This window comes from Buttiauxella izardii, assembly GCF_003601925.1.
GTDB classification, from domain to species: domain Bacteria; phylum Pseudomonadota; class Gammaproteobacteria; order Enterobacterales; family Enterobacteriaceae; genus Buttiauxella; species Buttiauxella izardii.
The window spans coordinates 1-24,454 of the sequence record NZ_QZWH01000023.1; the positions used below are offsets into that span (position 1 = coordinate 1).

General features: G+C 52.3%; 19 protein-coding genes. 14 read left to right on the forward strand and 5 right to left on the reverse strand.

Going from position 1 to position 24,454, the window contains the following annotated elements; all coding sequences use genetic code 11:
- Nucleotides 1-271: 271 nt before the first annotated feature.
- The 4 genes from metA (at nt 272) to aceK (ending at nt 6,211) form a co-directional block, all read left to right on the forward strand.
- Nucleotides 272-1,201 (forward strand): homoserine O-acetyltransferase MetA, encoded by a 930-nt coding sequence (metA, locus tag D6029_RS11755; protein ID WP_120064940.1) that lies wholly within the window; start codon nt 272-274, stop codon nt 1,199-1,201.
- Between the two features lie 258 nt (nt 1,202-1,459).
- A complete protein-coding gene (gene aceB / locus D6029_RS11760) occupies nt 1,460-3,058 on the forward strand; it encodes a malate synthase A (RefSeq protein ID WP_120064941.1) in 1,599 nt (532 codons plus the stop codon).
- A 34-nt stretch (nt 3,059-3,092) separates the two neighbouring features.
- On the forward strand, nt 3,093-4,403 hold the full coding sequence (gene aceA / locus D6029_RS11765; RefSeq protein WP_120064942.1) for an isocitrate lyase: 1,311 nt from the start codon (nt 3,093-3,095) through the stop codon (nt 4,401-4,403).
- Between the two features lie 65 nt (nt 4,404-4,468).
- Nucleotides 4,469-6,211: a bifunctional isocitrate dehydrogenase kinase/phosphatase gene (gene aceK / locus D6029_RS11770; protein WP_120064943.1), complete on the forward strand. Its 1,743-nt coding sequence runs from the start codon at nt 4,469-4,471 to the stop codon at nt 6,209-6,211.
- Here the strand turns inward: aceK and iclR are convergent.
- Nucleotides 6,208-7,041: a glyoxylate bypass operon transcriptional repressor IclR gene (iclR, locus tag D6029_RS11775; RefSeq protein WP_120064944.1), complete on the reverse strand. Its 834-nt coding sequence runs from the start codon at nt 7,039-7,041 to the stop codon at nt 6,208-6,210. The genes aceK and iclR overlap by 4 nt on opposite strands.
- A 185-nt stretch (nt 7,042-7,226) precedes the next feature.
- Between iclR and metH the strand changes: the two genes are divergently transcribed.
- From metH to rluF, 4 genes are all read left to right on the forward strand, one after another.
- The gene (metH, locus tag D6029_RS11780; RefSeq protein ID WP_120064945.1) at nt 7,227-10,910 is read left to right on the forward strand and encodes a methionine synthase; all 3,684 of its coding nucleotides are present in this window, start codon (nt 7,227-7,229) and stop codon (nt 10,908-10,910) included.
- Between the two features lie 209 nt (nt 10,911-11,119).
- A complete protein-coding gene (locus D6029_RS11785) occupies nt 11,120-12,748 on the forward strand; it encodes a Na/Pi cotransporter family protein (protein ID WP_120064946.1) in 1,629 nt (542 codons plus the stop codon).
- A 61-nt stretch (nt 12,749-12,809) separates the two neighbouring features.
- Nucleotides 12,810-13,217, forward strand: coding sequence for a hypothetical protein (locus D6029_RS11790; RefSeq protein WP_120064947.1), 408 nt, complete (start codon nt 12,810-12,812; stop codon nt 13,215-13,217).
- Nucleotides 13,218-13,312: 95 nt separating this feature from the next.
- Nucleotides 13,313-14,191 carry a 23S rRNA pseudouridine(2604) synthase RluF gene (rluF, locus tag D6029_RS11795; RefSeq protein ID WP_120064948.1) on the forward strand — a complete coding sequence of 293 codons (879 nt, stop codon included), beginning with the start codon at nt 13,313-13,315 and terminating at the stop codon, nt 14,189-14,191.
- Nucleotide 14,192: 1 nt separating this feature from the next.
- Here the strand turns inward: rluF and D6029_RS11800 are convergent, their stop codons facing one another.
- Entirely contained in the window at nt 14,193-14,465 is a 273-nt protein-coding gene (locus D6029_RS11800; protein ID WP_034492372.1) for a YjbD family protein, read from the reverse strand.
- A gap of 206 nt (nt 14,466-14,671) precedes the next feature.
- Here D6029_RS11800 and psiE point away from each other — a divergent pair, with 206 nt between their 5' ends.
- Nucleotides 14,672-15,079, forward strand: a complete 408-nt coding sequence (gene psiE, locus D6029_RS11805) for a phosphate-starvation-inducible protein PsiE (RefSeq protein WP_034492374.1) — start codon at nt 14,672-14,674, stop codon at nt 15,077-15,079.
- A gap of 91 nt (nt 15,080-15,170) precedes the next feature.
- On the opposite strand, the gene malG is transcribed toward psiE, so the two are convergent.
- From malG to malE, 3 genes are all read right to left on the reverse strand, one after another.
- Complete coding sequence (malG, locus tag D6029_RS11810; protein ID WP_034492378.1) at nt 15,171-16,061, reverse strand: maltose ABC transporter permease MalG; 891 nt, start codon at nt 16,059-16,061, stop codon at nt 15,171-15,173.
- Between the two features lie 12 nt (nt 16,062-16,073).
- A complete protein-coding gene (malF, locus tag D6029_RS11815; protein ID WP_120064949.1) occupies nt 16,074-17,618 on the reverse strand; it encodes a maltose ABC transporter permease MalF in 1,545 nt (514 codons plus the stop codon).
- 102 nt (nt 17,619-17,720) lie between these two features.
- Nucleotides 17,721-18,911: a maltose/maltodextrin ABC transporter substrate-binding protein MalE gene (gene malE, locus D6029_RS11820; protein WP_120064950.1), complete on the reverse strand. Its 1,191-nt coding sequence runs from the start codon at nt 18,909-18,911 to the stop codon at nt 17,721-17,723.
- Nucleotides 18,912-19,273: 362 nt separating this feature from the next.
- On the opposite strand from malE, the gene malK reads away from it, so the two are divergent.
- The 5 genes from malK to ubiA all read left to right on the forward strand — a co-directional run bounded on the left by malK (nt 19,274) and on the right by ubiA (nt 24,451).
- Entirely contained in the window at nt 19,274-20,383 is a 1,110-nt protein-coding gene (gene malK / locus D6029_RS11825; RefSeq protein ID WP_034456987.1) for a maltose/maltodextrin ABC transporter ATP-binding protein MalK, read from the forward strand.
- A gap of 45 nt (nt 20,384-20,428) precedes the next feature.
- Nucleotides 20,429-21,781 (forward strand): maltoporin, encoded by a 1,353-nt coding sequence (locus D6029_RS11830; protein WP_120064951.1) that lies wholly within the window; start codon nt 20,429-20,431, stop codon nt 21,779-21,781.
- Nucleotides 21,782-21,930: 149 nt separating this feature from the next.
- Nucleotides 21,931-22,893 (forward strand): maltose operon protein MalM, encoded by a 963-nt coding sequence (gene malM, locus D6029_RS11835; protein ID WP_120064952.1) that lies wholly within the window; start codon nt 21,931-21,933, stop codon nt 22,891-22,893.
- A 173-nt stretch (nt 22,894-23,066) separates the two neighbouring features.
- Nucleotides 23,067-23,579, forward strand: a complete 513-nt coding sequence (gene ubiC, locus D6029_RS11840) for a chorismate lyase (RefSeq protein WP_120064953.1) — start codon at nt 23,067-23,069, stop codon at nt 23,577-23,579.
- The gene (gene ubiA, locus D6029_RS11845) at nt 23,579-24,451 is read left to right on the forward strand and encodes a 4-hydroxybenzoate octaprenyltransferase (RefSeq protein WP_120064954.1); all 873 of its coding nucleotides are present in this window, start codon (nt 23,579-23,581) and stop codon (nt 24,449-24,451) included. The genes ubiC and ubiA overlap by 1 nt, the downstream gene beginning before the upstream one ends.
- The last annotated feature ends 3 nt before the right edge of the window (nt 24,452-24,454 follow it).

The window sequence follows — 24,454 nt, forward strand, 5'->3', positions numbered from 1 at the left end:
GGGAACTGCCAGGCTCCAATTAATTGGAAAGCCCTGTACTGACGTACAGGGCTTTTTGCTGTCTGTGATTTGTAAAAGCAAGCCTCAACTCATCCATATAATCCTCTATAGATCACATCATTAAGCAGTACATTCCACTATCTCCAAAACCCATTCTTAAGTGAAACATTTTCAACTATCTTATGAATACTCGACATTTGACATATGTCGGGTTATCTTCAGCTATCTGGATGTCTAAACGTTTAAACGTATGCTGTGAGGATATAAGGTTATGCCAATTCGGGTACTGGATGAGTTACCAGCCGTCAATTTCCTGCGTGATGAGAATGTCTTTGTCATGACAACATCGCGCGCCAGCAATCAGGAAATCCGCCCGCTAAAAGTGCTCATACTTAATCTGATGCCGAAAAAGATCGAGACGGAGAACCAGTTTTTACGTCTGCTTTCTAACTCTCCTCTACAGGTTGACGTCCAGCTGTTGCGCATTGATTCCCGTGAATCCCGCAATACTCCCACGGAACACCTCAACAATTTCTACTGTAATTTTGAAGATATTCAGGATGAAAATTTTGATGGATTGATCGTGACCGGAGCACCCTTGGGCCTGGTGGAATTTAACGATGTGGCTTACTGGCCGCAAATAGAACAAGTTATTCACTGGGCAAAAGATCACGTCACCTCAACGCTATTTGTATGTTGGGCTGTGCAAGCGGCACTCAATATCCTCTATGGAATTCCTAAGCAAACGCGTAAAGATAAGCTCTCTGGTGTATATGAACACAATCTGACTTATCCGCATGCCCTGCTAACTCGCGGCTTTGATGACACCTTCCTTGCACCGCATTCACGTTATGCAGATTTCCCGGCATCTTTGATTCGTGACTATACCGATCTCGAAGTTCTGGCCGAGTCAGAAGAAGGGGATGCTTACCTCTTCGGTAGCAAAGATAAACGTATTGCTTTTGTTACCGGCCATCCGGAATACGATGCACACACGCTTTCAGGCGAATATTTCCGTGACGTCGAAGCCGGTCTGAGCCCTGATGTGCCCTATAACTACTTCCCGAATAACGACCCACAGAGAAAGCCGCATGCAACATGGCGCAGCCATGGGAATTTGTTGTTCACTAACTGGCTAAATTACTACGTTTACCAGATAACGCCATTCGATCTGCGCCATATGAACCCAACGCTCGACTAAGCGTTTCAGCATCCCACCAGTATTGACACTAAGGCACCTTCGGGTGCCTTTTTTGTTTTCTAAAACACATTCCCTCAGTGAATAAATTTTAATTTCATATATATCAACATGATGGATTATTTTTATATTAAAAATGGAAATTGTTTTTGATTTTAAAAAATCATGAAGTAGTCTTAACCCTGCTGAGTGAAAACGCCGCACTGGACGTACCAGATAAAATTGCTTCCAGAGATGGGATGATATGAGGGGAGAAATCCAATGACACAACAGACAATTAGCGCAGAGTTGGCCTTTAGCCAGCCGTTTGGTGAACAAGAGCGACAGGTGCTGACGCCCGATGCAGTCGAGTTTCTCAGTGAACTCGTCACCCGGTTTACTCCGCAGCGTAATAAGCTACTGGCGGCACGCACCGTTCAGCAGGCAGAAATCGACGCAGGTAAACTTCCTGATTTTATTTCGGAAACCAGTTCCATTCGTGAATCTGAGTGGGTCATTCGTGGCATTCCGGCTGACTTACTCGATCGTCGCGTCGAAATTACCGGGCCGGTTGAACGTAAAATGGTGATTAACGCGCTGAATGCTAACGTTAAAGTTTTCATGGCTGACTTTGAAGACTCTCTGGCACCGAGCTGGAGCAAAGTTATCGAAGGCCAAATTAACCTGCGCGATGCGATCAACGGCACGATTAGCTGGACAAACGAAGCCGGGAAAATTTACCAGCTAAAGCCGGATCCTGCGGTATTGGTTTGCCGCGTGCGTGGTCTGCATCTGCCGGAAAAGCACGTCACCTGGCGCGATGAACCGATCCCAGGCAGTCTGTTCGATTTCGCGCTGTACTTCTTCCACAACGTCGATGCTCTGCTGGCAAAAGGCAGTGGCCCGTACTTCTACCTGCCGAAAACGCAATCCTGGCAGGAAGCGGCCTGGTGGAGCGAAGTCTTCACATTTACCGAAGATCATTTCTCCCTTCCGCGCGGCACCATCAAAGCGACATTGCTGATTGAAACGCTGCCAGCGGTATTCCAGATGGATGAGATCCTGCACGCGCTGCGCGATCACATCGTTGGGCTGAACTGTGGCCGCTGGGACTACATTTTCAGCTACATCAAAACTTTGAAGAACCATCCGGATCGCGTTCTGCCCGACCGTCAGTCCGTCACCATGGATAAACCTTTCCTGAATGCTTATTCACGCCTGCTGATCAAAACCTGCCACCGCCGTGGCGCTTTTGCGATGGGGGGCATGGCAGCGTTCATTCCGAGTAAAGACAGTGCGCGCAACGATTGGGTGCTCAATAAAGTTAAAGCAGATAAGCAAATGGAAGCGACCAATGGCCACGATGGCACGTGGATTGCGCACCCAGGGCTTGCCGACACAGTGATCGAAGTCTTCAACCAGGCTTTGGGCGACGATAAAAACCAGCTGCATGTTTTACGTGAAGAAGATGCGCCGATTACTGCCGCACAACTTCTTGAACCTTGCCCCGGCGAGCGTACAGAAGCGGGTATGCGCGCCAATATCCGCGTGGCTGTGCAGTACATCGAAGCATGGATTTCGGGCAATGGTTGCGTGCCGATTTATGGCCTGATGGAAGATGCTGCGACGGCAGAAATCTCTCGTACCTCGATCTGGCAGTGGATCCACCATGAAAAAACGTTGAGCAACGGCGAGAGGGTCACCAAAGCGCTGTTCCGCCAGATGCTGGCCGAAGAGATGTTCATTATTCAGGAAGAACTGGGTGACAAGCGTTTCAGCCAGGGGCGCTTTGATGAAGCCGCTCGCCTGATGGAACAAATCACCACATCCGAAACGTTAATCGACTTCCTGACGCTGCCGGGCTACCGCCTGCTTGCTTAAACCCTACACATTAAAAAAATATGGAGCATCTGCCATGACTAAAACCTCACGCAACCAACAAATCCAACAATTAAAAGAAGAGTGGACGCAAGCACGCTGGGAAGGGATTAAGCGCCCGTATAGCGCAGAAGAAGTGGTGAAATTGCGTGGTTCAGTGAACCCGGAATGTACGCTGGCGCAAAATGGCGCGGCCAGAATGTGGCGTTTACTGCATGGTGAATCGAAAAAGGGTTACATCAATAGCCTCGGTGCATTGACCGGCGGGCAGGCGTTGCAACAGGCTAAAGCGGGTATCGAAGCTATCTATCTTTCTGGCTGGCAGGTGGCGGCAGACGCTAACCTTGCGTCGAGCATGTACCCGGATCAATCGCTATACCCGGCAAACTCCGTTCCTGCGGTGGTGGATCGGATCAACAATACGTTTCGTCGTGCCGATCAGATCCAGTGGGCATCCAATATTGAGCAGGGCGATCCGCGTTATGTCGATTACTACCTGCCGATCGTGGCCGATGCCGAAGCCGGTTTTGGCGGCGTGCTGAACGCGTTCGAGTTGATGAAATCGATGATTCAGGCGGGTGCTGCTGCCGTTCACTTTGAAGACCAACTCGCGTCGGTAAAGAAATGTGGCCATATGGGCGGCAAGGTTTTAGTGCCGACTCAGGAAGCGATTCAGAAACTGGTTGCTGCACGTTTGGCTGCTGATGTGATGGGCGTTCCGACGTTAGTGATTGCCCGTACTGATGCCGACGCCGCAGATTTAATTACCTCCGATTGCGATGAATACGACCGTGAATTTATTACCGGTGAGCGCACGCAAGAAGGTTTCTACCGAACTCGCGCTGGCATTGAACAGGCTATCAGCCGTGGCCTTGCTTACGCGCCGTATGCCGATTTGGTGTGGTGTGAAACCTCCAAGCCGGACCTTGAACAGGCTCGCCGCTTTGCCGAAGCCATTCACGCTCGCTTCCCAGGCAAACTGCTGGCGTACAACTGCTCGCCGTCATTTAACTGGAAGAAAAATCTCGACGATAAAACCATCGCCTCCTTCCAGGAAGAGCTGTCAGCGATGGGCTACAAATACCAGTTCATCACGCTGGCGGGCATTCACAGCATGTGGTTCAACATGTTCGACCTGGCACACGCTTACGCGCAAGGTGAGGGCATGCGTCATTACGTTGAGAAAGTGCAGCAGCCAGAATTTGCCGCCGCGCCAGAAGGTTACACCTTCGTATCTCACCAGCAGGAAGTGGGCACCGGTTACTTCGACAATGTGACGACGATTATCCAGGGCGGCGCTTCTTCGGTGACAGCACTGACCGGGTCAACGGAAGAAGATCAGTTCTAAGTTTTCTTTTCGTAGGGCGGATAAGCAGCGCGTCATCCGCCGTTTTTTATGCTGTGAGGTAACCCATGACGCGACGGCTGGAACTGTTAATCGCCCACACCATCCTGCAAGGTTTTGACGCGCAGTATGGCCGCTTTCTTGAGGTCACCTCCGGAGCGCAGCAGCGCTTCGAACAAGCCGACTGGCATGCGGTGCAGCGGGCGATGAAAAGCCGTATCCATCTCTACGATCACCACGTCGGCCTGGTGGTAGAGCAGTTGCGTTGTATAACTGGTGGTCAAAATACGGACGACGAGTTTTTATTGCGCGTCAAAGCGCAGTACACGCAATTGTTGCCCGATTACCCTCGCTTTGAAATTGCCGAAAGCTTTTTCAACTCTGTTTATTGTCGGCTCTTCGATCACCGCTCGTTATCTCCCGAGCGGCTTTTTATCTTCAGTTCTCAGGACGAAACACGCTTTCGCACCATTCCTCGTCCGCTGTCAAAAACATTCACTCCAGCTTTAGGCTGGCAGCCGCTTCTACGTTCTTTGCTGCGGGATTTACCTTTGCGCTTGCCGTGGCAAAATTTAGCTCGCGATGCCGGTTATATCATCGCGCACCTGAGCGAAACCTTCGGTGCAGAGGCTCTGAAACAGGCTTCATTAGAAATCGCTAACGAACTGTTTTATCGCAATAAAGCCGCCTGGCTGGTAGGAAAACTGGATCTGCCCACGTGCAAAGTGCCCTTTTTGCTGCCGATACATCGCACAGATGATGGAATGTTGGTCATCGATACCTGCCTGACCAGCACTTCCGAAGCCAGCATTGTCTTTGGTTTTGCCCGCTCTTATTTCATGGTTTATGCCCCGCAACCGGCGGCATTGGTGGAATGGCTGCGCGAGATATTGCCCGGTAAAACGACCGCTGAACTGTATATGGCGATTGGCTGCCAGAAGCACGGCAAAACAGAAAGTTACCGTGAATATTTGACCTACATTTCCAACACCGATGAGCAGTTTATTGAAGCACCGGGCATTCGCGGCATGGTGATGCTGGTGTTTACACTTCCTGGTTTTGACCGGGTATTCAAAGTGATTAAAGACAAATTTGCGCCGCAAAAAGAGGTCACAGCCGAACGTGTGCGGGAATGCTATCAATTGGTGAAGGAACACGATCGCGTCGGGCGAATGGCAGATACTCAGGAGTTTGAAAATTTTGTGCTCGCTAAGCACCAGATTAGCCAGCCGTTGCTGGAACTCTTACAGCAAGAAGTGCCAGAAAAACTCACCGATCTCGGCGACAGCATCGCTATCAGTCATCTGTATATTGAACGCCGAATGGTGCCGCTGAATATTTGGCTGGAGCAGGTGGAAGGCCAGCAATTACGCGATGCGGTCGAAGAATACGGTAACGCCATTCGCCAGCTTGCCGCAGCAAATATCTTCCCCGGCGACATGCTGTTTAAGAACTTTGGCGTCACCCGTCACGGGCGCGTGGTGTTCTACGATTATGATGAAATTTGCTATATGACCGAGGTGAATTTCCGCGGCATTCCAGCGCCGCGTTACCCGGAAGACGAACTCTCCGCCGAGCCGTGGTACAGCGTGGCGGCAGGTGATGTTTTCCCGGAAGAGTTTCGCCACTATTTATGCGCAGACCCGCGTATTCGCCTGATCTTTGATGAAATGCACAGCGACCTGTTTCGGGCTGATTACTGGCGCGCGTTGCAGGAGCGAATCCGCAACGGCCACGTAGAGGATGTTTTTGCTTATCGACGTCGCCAGCGATTTATTCTTCGTTTTGGCGATGTAAAACAGGCGGGTTAACGCCCGCCGCCGTACGCCTGGGTAATCTCTTTCGCCGCTTTAATCACTAACGCGCCCAACTCGGTGACGCGGTCATCGGTGATGCGTGAAATCGGCCCGGAAATCGAAATCGCCGCAAACGCTTCATGATGCTCGTCATAAATACACGCCGCCACGCAACGCAGCCCCAGCGCATGTTCTTCATCATCAAACGAATAACCGCGTTTGCGGGTCTGTGCCAAATCTTCTTTCAGATGCAGCGGAGAAGTCAGCGTGGCGGGCGTATAGCTGTGCAACCCTTTGCGATGCAGCAACGACGCGACCTGGTCGTCACTCAAATTTGCCAGAAACACCTTCCCGGCACCTGAAGCATGCATTGGCAGCTTGCCGCCAATCGGTGCTGACATGCGCATTAACTGCGCGCATTGCACCTGGTCGATAATAATCGCCTGATGATCGCTGTGGTCGAGCACCGCCAGATTCACGGTTTCGCCGGAATCCTCCATTAACGTGCGCAGGATGGGGTGAACAATTGCCAGCAGGTTACGGCTTTGCAGGAAGCTACTGCCGACGACAAACGCATGAGCGCCAATCGTCCAGTGCCCGAGGTCGCCAATCTGGCGCACAAAACCGAGCTGCTGCATGGTGCTCAAAAGACGATGTGTGGTGGAGTTAGGTAAGCCAGCCTGTTGCGCCAACTCGGTGAGCGCCACGCTACCGTGCGATTCGGCAATCCATTCAAGCAGTTTCAGCCCACGCGTTAGTGACTGAACTTGCCCGGTAGGCTGAGGTGCGGCCACTGTGGCAGCACGTGGTTTTTTTCCACGTTTGGCGGGAACGGCAGCAACCATAACTGACTCCTGTTTTCGTATCGTGGAAATCATTTTCGTTTTATTTGGCGATAATGCAACCAGCAACCGACTCATCGGAGCAGTCAGGTGAACATGTCTCATGTTCGTTTACTTTGCGACTATTACAACTTGTGACAGTATGACTTGTTGGTCTGACAGGCTTGGGTAAACAGGTGGAAACTAGAGTGAGTAATAAATTAGAAAAACTGCATCAGCAGTTGCAACAACGCATTTTGGTACTGGATGGCGGTATGGGAACCATGATCCAGAGCTACCGTCTTGATGAGAGCGATTTCCGGGGCGAACGCTTTGCAGATTGGCCGTGTGACCTGAAAGGGAACAACGACTTGCTGGTGCTAAGCAAACCGGAAATCATTGCCGCGATTCATTACGCCTACTTTGAAGCCGGTGCCGACATCGTCGAAACCAACACCTTTAACTCGACCACCATTGCGATGGCGGATTACCAAATGGAATCCCTGTCGGCAGAAATTAACTACGAGGCGGCGAAATTGGCCCGCGCTTGTGCCGATGAATGGACCGCTCGTACGCCAGAAAAACCACGCTACGTGGCGGGTGTGTTAGGCCCAACCAACCGTACCGCCTCAATTTCACCGGACGTCAACGATCCAGCGTTCCGTAACGTAACCTTCGATCAACTGGTGGAAGCGTATCGCGAATCCACCCGTGCGCTGGTGGAAGGCGGTTCGGATCTCATCATGATCGAAACGGTGTTCGACACGCTGAACGCCAAAGCGGCTATTTTTGCCGTGAAAACCGAATTTGAAGCGCTGGGCGTTGATTTGCCGATCATGATTTCCGGCACCATTACCGATGCTTCTGGCCGTACGCTTTCCGGGCAAACGACTGAGGCCTTCTATAACTCATTGCGCCATGCGGATGCGCTGACCTTCGGCCTGAACTGTGCGTTGGGGCCAGACGAGTTACGTCAGTACGTAGCAGAACTTTCGCGTATCGCAGAGTGCTACGTCACCGCGCACCCGAACGCCGGTTTACCGAATGCCTTCGGTGAATACGATCTCGACGCGCAAGAAATGGCGAAGCAGATTGGCGAATGGGCGCAGGCGGGTTTCCTGAATATTATCGGCGGCTGCTGTGGCACCACGCCGGAACATATCGCCGCGATGAGCAAAGCCGTTGAAGGCGTTGCACCGCGTAAATTGCCTGACCTGCCGGTCGCCTGCCGTTTAGCGGGCCTTGAGCCACTGAACATCGGCGCAGAAAGCCTGTTTGTGAACGTCGGTGAGCGTACCAACGTCACCGGTTCCGCCAAATTCAAGCGTCTGATTAAAGAAGAAAAATACAACGAAGCGCTGGAAGTAGCGCTGCAGCAGGTTGAAAGCGGCGCGCAAATCATCGATATCAACATGGATGAAGGGATGCTCGACGCCGAAGCGGCGATGGTGCGATTCCTCAACCTGATCGCTGGTGAACCCGATATCGCCCGCGTGCCAATCATGATTGACTCCTCAAAATGGGACGTCATCGAAAAAGGCCTGAAGTGCATTCAGGGCAAAGGCATCGTTAACTCGATTTCCATGAAAGAAGGCGTTGAGCCGTTTATCCACCACGCAAAATTAGTGCGCCGCTACGGTGCCGCGATGGTGGTGATGGCGTTCGACGAAGTCGGCCAGGCGGATACCCGCGAGCGTAAAGTTGAAATTTGCCGCCGCGCCTACAAAATTCTGACCGAAGAAGTCGGCTTCCCGCCGGAAGACATAATCTTCGACCCGAATATCTTTGCTGTTGCGACCGGTATCGAAGAACACAACAACTACGCCCAGGACTTTATCGGCGCGTGTGAAGACATCAAACGCGAACTGCCGCATGCGATGATCTCCGGCGGCGTGTCGAACGTCTCGTTCTCTTTCCGTGGCAATGATCCGGTGCGCGAAGCGATTCACGCGGTGTTCCTCTATTACGCCATCCGTAACGGTATGGACATGGGGATTGTGAACGCCGGGCAACTGGCGATTTACGACGATCTCTCTGAAGAGCTGCGTAACGCCGTTGAAGACGTGATTCTGAACCGTCGCGATGACAGCACCGAACGCCTGCTCGATCTGGCAGAAAAATATCGCGGTAGCAAAAGTGACGATGGTGCAAACGCGCAGCAAGCCGAATGGCGTAGCTGGGATGTGAAAAAGCGCCTCGAATATTCGCTGGTTAAAGGCATTACCGAGTTTATTGAACTTGATACCGAAGAAGCTCGTCAGCAGGCTGAGCGCCCGATTCAGGTCATCGAAGGCCCGCTAATGGACGGCATGAACGTGGTCGGTGACCTGTTCGGCGAAGGGAAAATGTTCCTGCCGCAGGTGGTGAAATCCGCCCGCGTAATGAAACAAGCGGTGGCGTACCTCGAACCATACATTGAAGCCAGCAAAGAAAAAGGCTCCACCAACGGTAAAATCGTGCTGGCGACGGTGAAAGGCGACGTTCACGACATCGGCAAAAACATCGTCGGCGTGGTGCTGCAATGTAACAACTACGAAATCATCGACCTCGGCGTGATGGTGCCAACCGAGAAGATTTTGAAAACCGCCCGTGAAGTGGGCGCGGATATTATCGGCCTTTCCGGGCTGATTACGCCGTCGCTGGACGAAATGGTTAACGTCGCCAAAGAAATGGAGCGCCAGGGCTTTACGCTGCCGCTGCTGATTGGCGGGGCGACCACTTCAAAAGCGCACACCGCAGTGAAAATCGAACAGAACTACAGCGGCCCAACGGTGTATGTGCAGAACGCCTCGCGTACCGTGGGCGTGGTTTCGGCACTGCTTTCACCGACTCAGCATGATGATTTTGTGGAACGTACGCGCAAAGAATACGTCACCGTGCGGACTCAGCATGGCCGCAAAAAACCACGCACTCCGCCAGTTTCGCTGGCCGCCGCGCGTGAAAACGATCTCGCCTTTGACTGGTCAAGCTACACGCCGCCGGTTCCTCATCGCCCTGGCGTGCAGGAAGTGACCGCCAGCATCGACACGCTGCGTAACTACATCGACTGGACGCCATTCTTTATGACCTGGTCGCTGGCCGGGAAATATCCACGCATCCTCGAAGATGAAGTCGTTGGCGAAGAAGCGAAGCGCCTGTTCAAAGATGCGAACGACATGCTCGACATGCTGCATGCGGAAAAACTCCTGACGCCGCGTGGCGTTGTCGGGTTGTTCCCGGCAAACCGTGTGGATGACGACATCGAAATTTATCGCGATGAATCCCGCGTTCAGGTGAAAACGGTTGCGCACCATTTACGCCAGCAAACCGAAAAAGTCGGCTTCGCCAACTACTGTCTGGCCGATTTTGTCGCACCGAAGCACAGCGGCAAAGCCGATTACATCGGCGCGTTCGCAGTGACCGGCGGCATGGAAGAAGATGCGCTGGCAGAAGGTTATGAAGCGCAACACGATGATTACAACAAAATCATGGTGAAAGCGCTGTCTGACCGCCTGGCAGAAGCCTTTGCTGAATATCTGCATGAACGTGTGCGTAAGGTTTACTGGGGCTACGCGCCAACCGAAAACCTCAGCAACGAAGATCTTATTCGTGAGAACTACCAGGGGATTCGCCCGGCTCCAGGTTATCCGGCCTGCCCGGAACACACTGAAAAAGCGACCATCTGGGAATTGCTGGACGTAGAGAATGTGGTGGGTATGAAGTTGACTGAATCCTACGCCATGTGGCCTGGCGCGTCGGTGTCTGGCTGGTATTTCAGCCATCCTGACAGCAAATACTACGCCGTGGCGCAGATCCAGCGCGACCAGGTGGAAGATTATGCGCGTCGTAAAGGGATGTCCGTCACCGACGTTGAGCGTTGGTTAGCACCAAACCTGGGTTACGACGCCGACTAGTTTGCTTCGACCCTCATCCCGGCCTTCTCCCTGAGGGAGAAGGAGAAATCATGCCCCTCTCCCTGAGGACGAAGGAAAAATCACTTCCCTCTCCCTGAGGGAGAGGGTCAGGGTGAGGGTGGTTTACATCCCGAAACGTTTAATTCTTCCCCGGCGTTATATACTGGAAAGAGAAGGAATTTCTCGTCTAATAATTTCCAGGAGAAAGTGTGCTGACATTACTGCATCTACTTTCTGCGGTGGCGCTATTGGTATGGGGCACGCACATTGTGCGTACCGGCATCATGCGCGTTTACGGTGCCAATCTCCGTAGCGTACTCAGCCGCAGTGTTGAAAAAAAACCGTTCGCCTTTTGTGCCGGGATTGGTGTTACTGCGCTGGTGCAAAGCAGCAATGCGACCACCATGTTGGTCACCTCATTTGTGGCACAGGATCTGGTGGCGCTGACGCCTGCGCTGGTGATTGTGTTGGGCGCGGATGTGGGTACTGCGCTGATGGCGCGAATCCTGACCTTTGATCTTTCCTGGCTTTCACCGCTTCTCATCTTCCTCGGCGTCATTTTCTTCCTCAGTCGCAAACAAACTCGCGCCGGGCAACTTGGCCGCGTGGGGATTGGCCTCGGGCTGATTTTGCTGGCGCTGGAGCTGATTGTTGCCGCCGTCACACCGATAACTCAGGCGTCCGGCGTACAGGTGATTTTTGCCTCGTTAACGGGCGATATCATGCTCGATGCGCTGATTGGCGCAATGTTCGCGATTATCAGTTATTCGAGTCTTGCCGCAGTTTTGCTGACCGCCACGCTCACATCGGCTGGGATTATCTCGTTTGATGTCGCGCTGTGTCTGGTGATTGGTGCCAACCTCGGTTCCGGCCTGCTGGCGATGATCAACAACAGCACCGCCAATGCAGCGGCTCGTCGTGTCGCACTGGGTAGTTTGTTATTCAAGCTGGTGGGCGGGGTGATTGTGCTGCCGTTCGTGCATATTCTGGCGGACGCGATGCAAAAACTCTCGCAGCCGGAATCTGAACTGGTTATCTATTTCCACGTGTTCTACAACTTGATTCGCTGCCTGGCGATGGTGCCCTTTGCCGGCGCGATGGCGCGTTTCTGCCGGAGTGTAATCAGCGAAGTGCCAGAAGTGGATGCGCGCATGAAGCCGAAACATCTGGATGTTACTGCGCTGGATACCCCGGCGCTGGGGCTTTCCAACGCCGCACGTGAAACGCTGCGCATGGGCGATGTGCTCGAACAGATGCTCGAAACCTGGAGCAAAGTCATGCACGGCGAACCGCGGCAGGAAAAAGAATTACGCAAGCTCGCCGATGACGTGGACGTGCTGTATACCGCGATAAAGCTGTATATGGCGCAGATGCAGAAAGAGGAGTTGGCGGAAGTTGAATCCCGCCGTTGGGCTGAAATTATCGAGATGTCGCTGAACCTCGAGCAGGCGGCGGATATTCTCGAGCGCATGGGCAGCGAAGTGGCGGATAAATCGCTGGCCGCTCGCCGGGCGTTCTCGCCAGACGGCCTGAAAGAACTGGATATTCTGCTTCAGCAATTGAGCAGTAATCTGAAACTCAGCCTGTCGGTATTTTTCTCGGCAGATGTGAACAGCGCCCGCCGTTTGCGCCGTAATAAACATCGCTTCCGTATCCTGAATCGCCGTTTCTCGCATGCTCACGTCGATCGCCTGCATCAGCAAAACGTGCAAAGCATCGAAACCAGTTCGCTGCACCTTGGCTTGCTCGGCGATATGAAACGCCTGAACTCGTTATTCTGCGCAGTGGCTTACAGCGTGCTAGAACAGCCTGACGATGACGAGCGGGACGAGTATTAATTTTCCTGTGTGAGCCATCTGTATATAATCTGTACGGTAAATTTAATAAAAAAGGAATTTAATGATGAAGCTAAAACAGATGATTGCCGGTGTGATTTGTATTGTGGCGCTGGCGGGATGTTCTGCTCTGGAACGAACAGAACCCGTCCGCACGCCGCAGACCATCATCACTCAGCATGTGACGGCAGAGCAGGTCAAAAGCGCGATTATCAATGCCGGGCAGGGGCGTGACTGGATTATGTCTGAGGCTGGTCCTGGCGTGATTAATGCGGTGCAAAACATTCGTAAACACAGCGTGACCGTGCGGATTAATTACAGTGAAAGAAATTACTCAATTAATTATGTCAGCAGTGTGAATTTGCTGGCATCGGACGGCGAAATTCACCGCTCGTATAATCACTGGGTCAATAATCTGGATAAAGATATTCAGAAACGGTTAGCCATTGTTGCGGCGACACCTGCAAAATAAACACCCCTCTACGGGCAATGAACTTCGCGTTTGTTGCCCGAGTCTGTTCGCATCGCCCCTCAGGTAGGGTATATTTCCGGTTTTACGGAGGAACCATGCTGCCTAACTCATCAACACGTCTGAACAAGTACATTAGCGAGAGCGGTATCTGCTCGCGCCGTGACGCCGATCGTTACATCGAACAGGGAAATGTTTTTATTAACGGTAAACGTGCCGCGATTGGTGATCAGGTTGTCGCCGGAGATGTGGTGAAGGTTAACGGTCAGCTTATCGAACCCCGTGATGAAGACGATCTGGTACTGATTGCGCTGAACAAGCCTGTGGGTATCGTAAGTACCACCGAAGACGGCGAGAAAGATAACATTGTCGATTTCGTTAACCACAGCAAACGCGTTTTCCCGATTGGGCGTCTGGATAAAGACTCTCAGGGGCTGATTTTCCTCACCAACCATGGTGACCTGGTGAATAAAATCCTGCGTGCCGGGAACGACCACGAAAAAGAATATGTCGTGACGGTGAATAAACCCGTTACCGACGATTTCATTCGCGGTATGGGGGCGGGTGTGCCGATGCTGGGAACGGTCACCAAGAAATGCAAAGTGAAGAAAGAAGCGCCGTTTGTGTTCCGCATTACGCTGGTGCAGGGGCTGAACCGCCAGATTCGCCGCATGTGCGAACATTTTGGCTATGACGTAACGAAGCTTGAGCGTACGCGCATTATGAACGTCAGCATGAAAGGGCTGCCGTTGGGCGAATGGCGTGATTTGACTGACGATGAATTGATTGAGCTGTTTAAGCTGATTGAGAACTCTTCTTCCGAAGCGAAGCCAGCCGCTAAGGCAAAAGCAAAACCTAAGGCAGTTGCTGTTAAAAAGCCTGCCGTGAGTGGGCCGAAGAGCAGCGCTAAAACCCCGGCGGAGCTTGCTTCACGTAAACGCTTCGCTCAGCCAGGACGCAAGAAAAAGGGACGCTAAATTAGCGTTTCCCACGAGAGTGGCTGTTTGCAGACCAGGAATAGGTTGCAGACGTATCCGGTTTTAATGCTTTTTGTTTTTTAATCTGGCGGACTTTTTTGGCCGCCAGTTCACGCTCAGCGATCAGTTGGTCGATATATGTTTTTTTAACGTGGTTAATTTCTGAGTTTGTCAGAGGGCGGCCATGGGCGATGCGGGAGCGATCAAGGCGTGTTTTTAACTCGCGTTGTTCGGCTTCGGTCATATCTTGTTGTGTCAGTCTTGATGTGGACATTGTTGCGGCCTCTTAAGAAGTGGCATCTAGTGTAAAGCAAACCGCCCGCAACCTCAGTAAAAATCAGCTCTCACTGCTCTATTACTTGATCGTCCTGGCTTGAATTGATGGTTTGGGCACTTTAAGTATATAAGTAAAAAATCTAGATCCAGATCACACTTTCAACGTATAACAACTCCTCGGTACCCTAACCCTCGAGGTGTTTTATGACATCTATCGCCCGCGTCGAGTTAATCGCTACCGTTATGCAAACGGTGCTCAATCTGGCCCTGCTCACTCTTGGCCTGATTCTCATCATCTTCCTCGGCAAAGAAACGCTGCATCTGGCTAACGTATTATTCGCACCTAGCGAACAGGCCAGCAAATATCTGTTTATCGAAGGGCTGGTGGTTTACTTCCTGTATTTCGAATTTATCGCGCTGATTGTTAAGTATTTTCAGTCGGGTTATCACTTCCCGCTGCGCTACTTTATCTACATCGGTATTACCGCCATTGTGCGTCTGATTATCATCGATCATAAGCAACCGTTGGATGTACTGATTTATTCCGGTGCCATTTTGTTGCTGGTGATTACGCTGTGGCTCTGTAACAGCAGCCGCCTGAAACGCGAATAAAAAAGGCGGCCCGAAGGCCGCCGAAGCAATTCAAAGTCAAATGAGGGATACAGTGGCATTACATCAGGTAGAGCAATAACAACAGGAAATCTTAACCTTTCACCCCGCCAGCGGTCAGGCCGCTCACCAGCCAACGCTGCGCCAGTAAGAACACGACGGTAATCGGAATGGCTGAAAGCACGGCGGCAGCGGCAAAGTCGCCCCACAAATAGTTTTGTGGATTGAGGTATTGCTGCATTCCCACCGCCAGGGTGTAACTATTCACGTCGCGCAGCAGTAACGAGGCGACCGGCACTTCGGTAATCGCAGCAATGAACGACAGAATAAACACCACCGCCAGAATCGGCACGGAGAGCGGCAGCAACACGAGGCGGAAGGCTTGCCAGGGAGTTGCGCCATCCAGTGCGGCGGCTTCTTCCAGCGAGTTATCGATAGTTTCGAAGTAACCTTTTATCGTCCACACATGCAGTGCGATGCCGCCAAGATAGGCGAAGATCACCCCGCCATGCGTATTCAGGCCGATAAACGGAATGTACTGGCCGAGGCGGTCAAATAACGCGTACAACGCCACCAGTGACAGCACCGCCGGGAACATCTGGAAAATCAGCATCCCTTTCAGCAATGTCGCTTTGCCTGGGAAGCGCATACGGGCGAATGCGTAAGCACACGTCGTTGAAAGCGTCACAATCCCCAGCGCGGTAATCGCCGCAATCTTGATTGAGTTCCACAACCACAACAGCACCGGGAACGGCGGCGGCGTAACGCTGCCATCGGCATGTTGCACGCTAAATCCAAGTGCTAATTTCCAGTGCTCCCAGGAGATTTGATCCGGGATTAAGCTGCCGGTGGCGAAGTTACCCGGACGCAGTGAAATCGCGATAACCATCAGCAGCGGGAACATGATCGCGGCGATAAAAATCAGCAGCAGTAGATGCGTGGTAAACAGACGCAGCTTTTGAGATTTCGGTTGAACCATAGCCATGAGTGTCGCTCCTTAATCAAACTTCATGCGGGTGGCTTTCAGGTTAACAATCGCGAGCGCGCCAACCAGAATGAAGATAAGCGTGGCGATAGCCGCCGCTAAACCAAAGTCCTGGCCGCCGCCGCCTTCAAAGGCGATGCGATAGGTGTAGCTCACCAGCAAGTCCGTGTAGCCCGCAGGCGTGGTGGTTCCGAGTCGGTCTGGCCCGCCGTTAGTTAACAGTTGAATCAGCACGAAGTTGTTAAAGTTAAAGGCAAAACTGGCGATCATCAGCGGCGTGAGCGGCTTAATCAGCAGCGGCAGCGTAATTTTAAAGAAGTTCTGGAACGGGCCTGCGCCATCCATTGCCGAAGCTTCGTATAAGTCGTCTGGAATCGCTTTTAGCAAGCCCATGCACAGAATCATCATGTACGGATAACCGAGCCAGGTATTCACGATAATGATCATTGAACGCGCGGTGGTCGGGTCGCTAAACCAGGCGGGTTTGATGCCAAACAGTGAGCTCAACATCATGTTGATTTCACCGAAGCTTTGGTTGAACAAGCCTTTGAAAATCAGGATGGAAATAAACGAGGGCACCGCGTAAGGCAGAATCAACATCACGCGGTAAATCGCTTTGCCTTTCAGGGATTCCCATTGCACCACGCAGGCCAGAATCATGCCGACAGCCACGGTCAGAATCACCGTCAGCACAGAGAAAATCACCGTCCAGACGAAGATCGCCATGAACGGTTTCTGAATGCCGTCGTCATGGAATACGCGCAGGAAGTTCTTCCAGCCAATCGTCACCGTGTAGCCTGGGCTTAATTGCTCGTTGCCCCAGTTGCCGTCCGCATTAACCGACTGATAAAAACCAATGTCGTTATTCGGACGGTATTTCACGCCGCTTTGGTTGTTGGTCAGCTCGCCGTTATCCGCCACGGTATAAAGCGGGCGGGTGCCGGAAAACTGGCGCAGGGAGCTCATGGTCAGCGTGCTTTCGTCCGGCATTTCAGCGGTGATTTGCGTCAGTGCGGCACGGTTTTGCGTAATCACGCGCAGATTGGCTTTCTCACCTGCCGGGATGGCATCGGCTTCTTTCAGTTTCAGGTGCTGCTCGCCGCCAAATTTAAAGGTGTCGGAGAGGTAATTCTTGCCGCTTTCGCCGTCGGTCAGTGCGAGTTGCCATTCATCGCCCGCCGGATACAGGCCGAAGTTAAAGGTCTTGCCCGCCTGATACTGACGGTCCATCAGCACTTCTTGCGCGCGTTCTTGCGTCAGCTGGTTGGTGCTGCTGTAGTTGGTAAACGCAATCGCAATGGTACATACCAGCGGGAACAGGACGAACAGGCCCATTCCGGCCATACCAGGGTAAACATAACGCCAGGCATATGCCTTGCGGTTAGCAAAAATATAGAGGCCAAGTGAGCTTAAAATCAGCGTCATAATGGCAAACAGGTACTCCCCCTGGGCGTACATTAATACGACAAGATAACCAACCAGCAGTCCCAACAGGCCGATGACTGACCACTTCAGTACATCGCTTTGCCACCAGTGGCTCTTTTTAACTACATCCATGGGGTGTTCCTCAAAACTCATTATCTGAAATCACCCTCACCCAAACCCTCTCCCGGAAGGAGAGGGGATCGTTCGGCTTTTGCCGGGATGAGGGGAAATTACTTACTTAGTAATACGTCCTTGAGCGTCTTTCATCGCGGCATCAACAGTCTGACGACCGCTAACGGCGTTGATGACTGCGGTACGCACGGCATACCAGAACGCAGACATTTGCGGCACGTTTGGCATGATTTCGCCTTTCTGGGCGTTATCCATGGTGGCGGCGATACGTGGATCTTTCGCCAGTTGGTCCTGGTAAGATTTCAGTGCAACCGCGCCCAGAGGCTTGTCTTTGTTGACTTCAGCCAGGCCCTGGTCGGTCAGCAGGTAGTTTTCCAGGAACTCTTTCGCCAGTTCTTTGTTCGGGCTGGCGGCGTTGATACCGGCACTCAGCACGCCAACGAACGGTTTAGACGGCTTGCCTTTAAAGGTTGGCAGCAGCGTTACGCCGTAGTTGATTTTGCTCTTATCAATGTTTGACCATGCCCACGGGCCGTTAATCGTCATCGCGGTTTCGCCTTTGTTAAAGGCCGCTTCTGCGATGGAGTAATCGGTGTCCGCATTCATCTGTTTGTTTTTAATCATGTCGACCAGGAAGCTCAGACCCGCTTTCGCGCCCGCGCTGTCCACGCCCACATCTTTCACGTCATATTTGCCGTTTTCGAGTTTGAACGCGTAGCCACCGTCAGCAGCAATCAGCGGCCAGGTGAAGTACGGTTCTTGCAGGTTGAACATCAACGCGCTCTTACCTTTCGCTCTCAGCTGTTTATCCAGCGCCGGGATATCTTCCCAGGTTTTCGGTGGATTAGGTACGAGGTCTTTGTTGTAAATCAGAGAGAGGGCTTCAACCGCCACCGGGTAAGCGATGATTTTGCCGTTGTAGCGAACCGCGTCCCAGGTAAACGGATACAGTTTGTCCTGGAAAGCTTTGTCTGGAGAGATTTCGGCCAGCAGGCCAGATTGTGCATAACCACCGAAACGGTCGTGCGCCCAGAAGATAATGTCCGGGCCATCGCCGGTCGCCGCAACTTGTGGGAATTTTTCTTCCAGTTTGTCCGGGTGTTCGATGGTGACTTTAATTCCGGTGTCTTTCTCAAACTTCTTACCGACCTCGGCCAGGCCGTTGTAGCCCTTGTCACCGTTAATCCAGATGACCAGTTTGCCTTCTTCTATTTTTGCCAGTGCAGAGGCGGAAAACATCATCGTTGTCAGGGCAGACAGAGCGAGGATGCGGGCGCCAGTTTTAATTTTCATATGTCCCTCGAATTTTGGATTTGTAGGCAGAGCGAATTGACGTTGCCAGTTTGCGCAGATGGCAAGTGCTTCTCATCCTCCTTAGCCCTACGCCCCCACCCCGGTATCTGTGATCTGCATTCCATAACTGACAGTTATGTGTTCTGGAGCACACAAAACCACGCAGAAATTTGAAACCACGATCACGAAAAACTGTCGCGTCCACTGCAACCGGTTGCAGACCAGCCCCTCTCATCCTCCCGCCTCCTCCCCCATAAAAAACAGCAGGGTGGAGGATTCACGGAATGTATGAATCCGTCATAGTCCGACACATCTTGAATCACCTGCCACTCAGCAGCGTGACGGAATGAAGGGAGAAGTACATGGCAAGCGTACAGCTACGGAACGTAACAAAAGCCTGGGGTGACGTGGTGGTATCGAAAGATATCAACCTGAACATTCAGGAAGGTGAGTTCGTGGTTTTTGTTGGACCGTCAGGCTGCGGTAAATCCACTTTGTTACGCATGATTGCGGGGCTGGAAACGATCACCAGCGGTGATTTATTTATCGGTGACACTCGCATGAATGACATCCCGCCCGCTGAACGTGGCGTCGGTATGGTGTTCCAGTCTTATGCGCTTTATCCCCATCTTTCGGTTGCTGAAAACATGTCCTTCGGGCTGAAGCTCGCAGGCGCTAAGAAAAGTGATATCAACCAGCGAGTGACCCAGGTTTCAGAGACGCTGCAATTAGGCCATTTATTAGAACGTCGCCCGAAAGCGCTTTCCGGCGGGCAGCGTCAACGTGTGGCGATTGGCCGTACGCTGGTGGCTGAACCGCGTGTTTTCTTGCTGGATGAACCTCTTTCAAACCTTGATGCCGCGCTGCGTGTGCAGATGCGCATTGAGATCTCCCGACTGCATAAACGCCTCGGGCGCACCATGATTTACGTCACCCACGATCAGGTCGAAGCGATGACGCTTGCCGACAAAATCGTGGTGCTGGATGCCGGGCGCGTCGCGCAAGTCGGCAAACCGCTCGAGCTGTATCACTACCCGGCTGACCGTTTTGTTGCGGGCTTTATTGGCTCGCCAAAAATGAACTTCCTGCCGGTGAAAGTCACCGCCACAGCTATCGATCAAGTGCAGGTTGAATTACCGAACCGTCAGCAAGTCTGGCTGCCGGTAGAGAGCAAAGAAGTTCAGGTTGGCGCAAACATGTCTCTGGGGATTCGCCCGGAACATTTGCTGCCAAGCGATATCGCTGACGTGACGCTTGAAGGTGAAGTGCAGGTTGTCGAGCAGCTCGGCCACGAAACTCAGATTCATATCCAAATCCCCGCCATCCGTCAGAACCTGGTGTACCGCCAGAATGACGTGGTGTTGGTAAAAGAGGGTGCCACATTCGCTATTGGCTTGCCGCCAGAGCGCTGCCATCTGTTCCGTGAGGATGGCACTGCATGTCGTCGGCTGCATCAAGAGCCAGGTGTTTAAGCATTCCCATAAAAAAGAAAAGCAATGATCTCAGGAGATAGAACGATGATTACTCTGCGCAAACTCCCACTGGCAGTCGCCGTAGCAGCAGGCGTTATGTCTGTTCAGGCTCTGGCTGTGGATTTCCACGGTTATGCCCGTTCTGGTATCGGCTGGACCGGTAGCGGCGGTGCACAACAGTGCTTCCAGGCAACTGGTGCTCAATCTAAATACCGTCTTGGTAACGAATGTGAAACCTATGCGGAATTGAAATTTGGCCAGGAAGTCTGGAAAGAAGGCGATAAGAGCTTCTACTTCGATACTAACGTGGCGTATTCCGTAGCACAGCAAAATGACTGGGAAGCAACCAGCCCGGCATTCCGTGAAGCCAACGTGCAGGGTAAAAACCTGATTGATGCACTGCCAGGCGCCACTATCTGGGCCGGTAAGCGTTTCTATCAACGTCATGACGTTCATATGATCGACTTCTACTACTGGGATATTTCTGGTCCTGGTGCGGGTCTGGAAAACGTCGATGTAGGCTTCGGTAAGCTTTCCTTTGCCGCAACCCGCTCGACTGAAGCAGGTGGTTCTTCTGCATTCGCCAGCGACAATATTCGTGATTTTACCTCTGCGACTGCCAACGATGTGTTTGACGTTCGTTTAGGCCAGATGGAAGTTAACCCAGGCGGCACGCTGGAGTTCGGTGTGGACTATGGTCACACCAACGTGAACGACGACTATTATCTGCAGCCAAATGCAACCAAAGATGGCTGGATGTTCACTGCTGAACACACCCAGAGCATGCTGAAAGGGTATAACAAGTTCGTTGTTCAGTACGCGACCGACGCTATGACTTCTCAGGGTAAAGGTCAGTCTCAAGGTGGTGGCGTAGGTATTGGCAATAGCGATACCGATGGTTCTCCATACGCATATGGCATTAACAACAATGGCCACTTGCTGCGTGTCATCGACCACGGTGCTGTGACTCTGGCAGACAACTGGGATCTGATGTACGTCGGTATGTACCAGGACATCGACTGGGATAACAACAACGGCACCAAATGGTGGACCGTCGGTATTCGTCCAATGTACAAATGGACGCCAATCATGAGTACTTTGCTGGAAGTTGGCTACGACAACGTGAAGTCTCAGAACACTGGCGACACCAACAACCAGTACAAAATCACCCTGGCACAACAATGGCAGGCAGGCGACAGCATCTGGTCCCGTCCAGCTTTACGTGTCTTCGCAACATATGCGAAGTGGGATGAGAAGTGGGGCTACGACACTTCTGGTAGCGCTGCTGGCAACCCGAACTTTGGCAAAGCAACCAGCGACGGCTTCAACAACATGTCCTTTGGTCGCGGCGACAGCGATGAGTTCTCCTTCGGTGCCCAGATGGAAATCTGGTGGTAATACTGCTTTAACCTGATGTTATGACTCGATGAGGGGCTCGCCACTGGGCTCCTCATCATTATTACCCTTGTATGCCAATGCTTGTTTCAGGTGGAAAGGGCTATTGCCTGGCCAACTTTCCACCGACTTTCCATTCGAGGTTTATAACAATGAAAATGAAAAAAAGTCTCCTCGCAATCTGCTTATCCGCGGGATTGCTCGCAAGCCTGCCAGCCGTAAGCCTGGCTGACGTTAACATCGTTCCACAGGATATTTCGGCTGCACCTGCAATCCCTGCATCTGCACTGCAACAGCTGCAATGGACGCCAATCGATCAGTCGAAAACCCAATCTACCGATCTTTCTATTGCCGGACAGCGCCTGAGCGCGGGCGATATTACTGGCCCTGTCGCGGCTTACAGCGTACCGGCAAACATTGGTGAGCTGAATATTACGCTCACCAGTGAAGTGAAAAACAACGGGGTATTTGCGCCGAACGTGCTGGTTCTTGACCAGAATCTGACGCCTGCTGCGTATTTCCCTTCAAGCTACTTTACCTACCAGGAGCCGGGCGTGATGTCCGCCGACCGCCTGGAAGGGGTGATTAAACTGACGCCTGCGCTGGGTCAGCAAAAAGTATATTTACTCGTTTTCACCACCAACAAAGACACACAGCAAACCACTAAAATGCTCGACCCGGCAAAAGCCTACGCAAAAGGCACGGGTAACGCAGTACCGGATATTCCAGACCCGATTGCCCGCCATACCACTGACGGCCTGTTGAAAGTCAAAGTGAAAACTTCTTCAAGCTCCAGCATCCTGGTCGGCCCGCTGTTTGGTTCATCAGGCCCAGGCCCGGTGACGGTGGGCAATACCGCAGCGCCAACCACAACCTATGTGGCTCCGGCAGCCGTGGCAACAACCGCGACTGTTGCAGCAACCGCACCAGCAGCACCAGCCAAAAAATCTGAGCCAGTGCTGAGCGATACCGAAACCTACTTCAACCAGGCCATCAAAGATGCAGTTGCAAAAGGCGATGTTGATAAAGCCCTGAAACTGCTCGACGAAGCCGAACGCCTGGGATCGACTTCTGCCCGTAAAACTTTTATCAGCAGTGTAAAAGGCAAGGGGTGAAAGTCTCCCCGCAGTGCTGATGTTTGAAGTTTGGTGCGCCGCCTGGCGCACCTTTTTTCCTTCGTCATCCTTCAAGCTGACTCTGCGTTGTTAAACCCTTGTTGTGCTTTTCCCTGCCCGCTCTACCTATTCTGCGTTACAATGATTTTCGGTTTTGTTTCGGAGAAATTCACATGTCTGACGCGCTTTCGCCACTGCGCGCCTTACGCTTTGAGGCGACAATCCCCGAGGGGCTGAGTGCATCGCTTCTTGATTGGTTGCTGCTTGAAGACTCAATGACCAAGCGCTTTGAACAATATTGCTCGCGAGTCAGCGTGCGTATTGTGCGTGAAGGTTTTTTCGATTCGCGTGCCGATATCCCCGAAGCTGATTTGCTGCCTGAAGCCAAACGTTACTGGTTGCGTGAAATCATGCTCTGCGGTGACGATGAACCCTGGCTTTTGGGGCGTACCATCGTTCCTGAATCTACCCTTGAGGGGCCTGAGCTTGCGTTGCAGCAGCTTGGAACCACGCCGTTGGGGCGTTATCTATTTAATTCATCTTCCCTGACACGGGATTTCATTGAGATTGGCCGCAATAATGAGGAGCTGTGGGGGCGTCGTTCCCGCCTGAGATTAGCCGGAAAGCCGCTGGTGCTGACTGAGTTATTCCTTCCCGCATCCCCGCTGTATGTAGAGGAAAAATGATGGAGTGGAGTCTGAAACAGGGCAAATGGCAGGCGTATCAGCGCCTGATGCGGCTGGATAAGCCGATTGGCTCGCTTTTATTGCTATGGCCGACGTTATGGGCGCTGTGGCTGGCAACGCCAGGCGTACCGCCGCTGACCATTCTTTGCGTGTTTATCGCGGGCGTCTGGATGATGCGCGCCGCAGGCTGCGTGGTAAACGACTACGCCGACCGTAAATTTGATGGTCATGTTAAACGCACGGCACACCGGCCTTTACCGAGCGGGGCGGTTAGCGAGAAAGAAGCGCGCATCTTATTTGTGGTGCTGGTGCTGCTGTCGTTTTTACTGGTGCTGACGCTCAACAAAATGACAATTTTGTTGTCAGTAGCGGGGTTGGCGCTGGCCTGGGTTTATCCGTTTATGAAGCGCTACACCCATCTGCCACAGGTGGTATTGGGTGCTGCATTTGGCTGGTCAATTCCGATGGCCTTTGCTGCGGTGAGCGAGTCTGTGCCGCTCAGTTGCTGGTTGATGTTTTTGACCAATATCTGCTGGGCAGTGGCTTACGACACGCAATATGCAATGGTCGACCGCGATGACGATTTGAAGATTGGCATTAAATCCACGGCGATATTGTTTGGCCGTTTTGACAATTTAATCATCGGTATTTTGCAGGTTGCAGTTATGGTCTTGCTGGCGGTGATTGGCTGGCTGAACGGTCTGGGTGGGGCATTTTACTGGTCGATTGCTCTGGCGGGTGCGCTATTTGTGCATCAACAACGTCTGACGGCGAACCGTGACCGCGATGCTTGTTTCCGTGCCTTCCTGAATAATAACTACGTTGGGCTGGTGTTGTTTATTGGCCTGGTGCTGAGTTACGTACACTTCTAAACA

Bases quoted from the DNA above. Each gene is read 5' to 3' on its own strand.
- metA (WP_120064940.1), top strand. From the start codon at position 272: ATGCCAATTCGGGTACTGGATGAGTTACCAGCCGTCAATTTCCTGCGT.
- aceB (WP_120064941.1), top strand. From the start codon at position 1,460: ATGACACAACAGACAATTAGCGCAGAGTTGGCCTTTAGCCAGCCGTTT.
- aceA (WP_120064942.1), top strand. From the start codon at position 3,093: ATGACTAAAACCTCACGCAACCAACAAATCCAACAATTAAAAGAAGAG.
- aceK (WP_120064943.1), top strand. From the start codon at position 4,469: ATGACGCGACGGCTGGAACTGTTAATCGCCCACACCATCCTGCAAGGT.
- iclR (WP_120064944.1), bottom strand. From the start codon at position 7,041: ATGGTTGCTGCCGTTCCCGCCAAACGTGGAAAAAAACCACGTGCTGCC.
- D6029_RS11790 (WP_120064947.1), top strand. From the start codon at position 12,810: ATGATGAAGCTAAAACAGATGATTGCCGGTGTGATTTGTATTGTGGCG.
- rluF (WP_120064948.1), top strand. From the start codon at position 13,313: ATGCTGCCTAACTCATCAACACGTCTGAACAAGTACATTAGCGAGAGC.
- D6029_RS11800 (WP_034492372.1), bottom strand. From the start codon at position 14,465: ATGTCCACATCAAGACTGACACAACAAGATATGACCGAAGCCGAACAA.
- psiE (WP_034492374.1), top strand. From the start codon at position 14,672: ATGACATCTATCGCCCGCGTCGAGTTAATCGCTACCGTTATGCAAACG.
- malG (WP_034492378.1), bottom strand. From the start codon at position 16,061: ATGGCTATGGTTCAACCGAAATCTCAAAAGCTGCGTCTGTTTACCACG.
- malF (WP_120064949.1), bottom strand. From the start codon at position 17,618: ATGGATGTAGTTAAAAAGAGCCACTGGTGGCAAAGCGATGTACTGAAG.
- malE (WP_120064950.1), bottom strand. From the start codon at position 18,911: ATGAAAATTAAAACTGGCGCCCGCATCCTCGCTCTGTCTGCCCTGACA.
- malK (WP_034456987.1), top strand. From the start codon at position 19,274: ATGGCAAGCGTACAGCTACGGAACGTAACAAAAGCCTGGGGTGACGTG.
- D6029_RS11830 (WP_120064951.1), top strand. From the start codon at position 20,429: ATGATTACTCTGCGCAAACTCCCACTGGCAGTCGCCGTAGCAGCAGGC.
- malM (WP_120064952.1), top strand. From the start codon at position 21,931: ATGAAAATGAAAAAAAGTCTCCTCGCAATCTGCTTATCCGCGGGATTG.
- ubiC (WP_120064953.1), top strand. From the start codon at position 23,067: ATGTCTGACGCGCTTTCGCCACTGCGCGCCTTACGCTTTGAGGCGACA.
- ubiA (WP_120064954.1), top strand. From the start codon at position 23,579: ATGGAGTGGAGTCTGAAACAGGGCAAATGGCAGGCGTATCAGCGCCTG.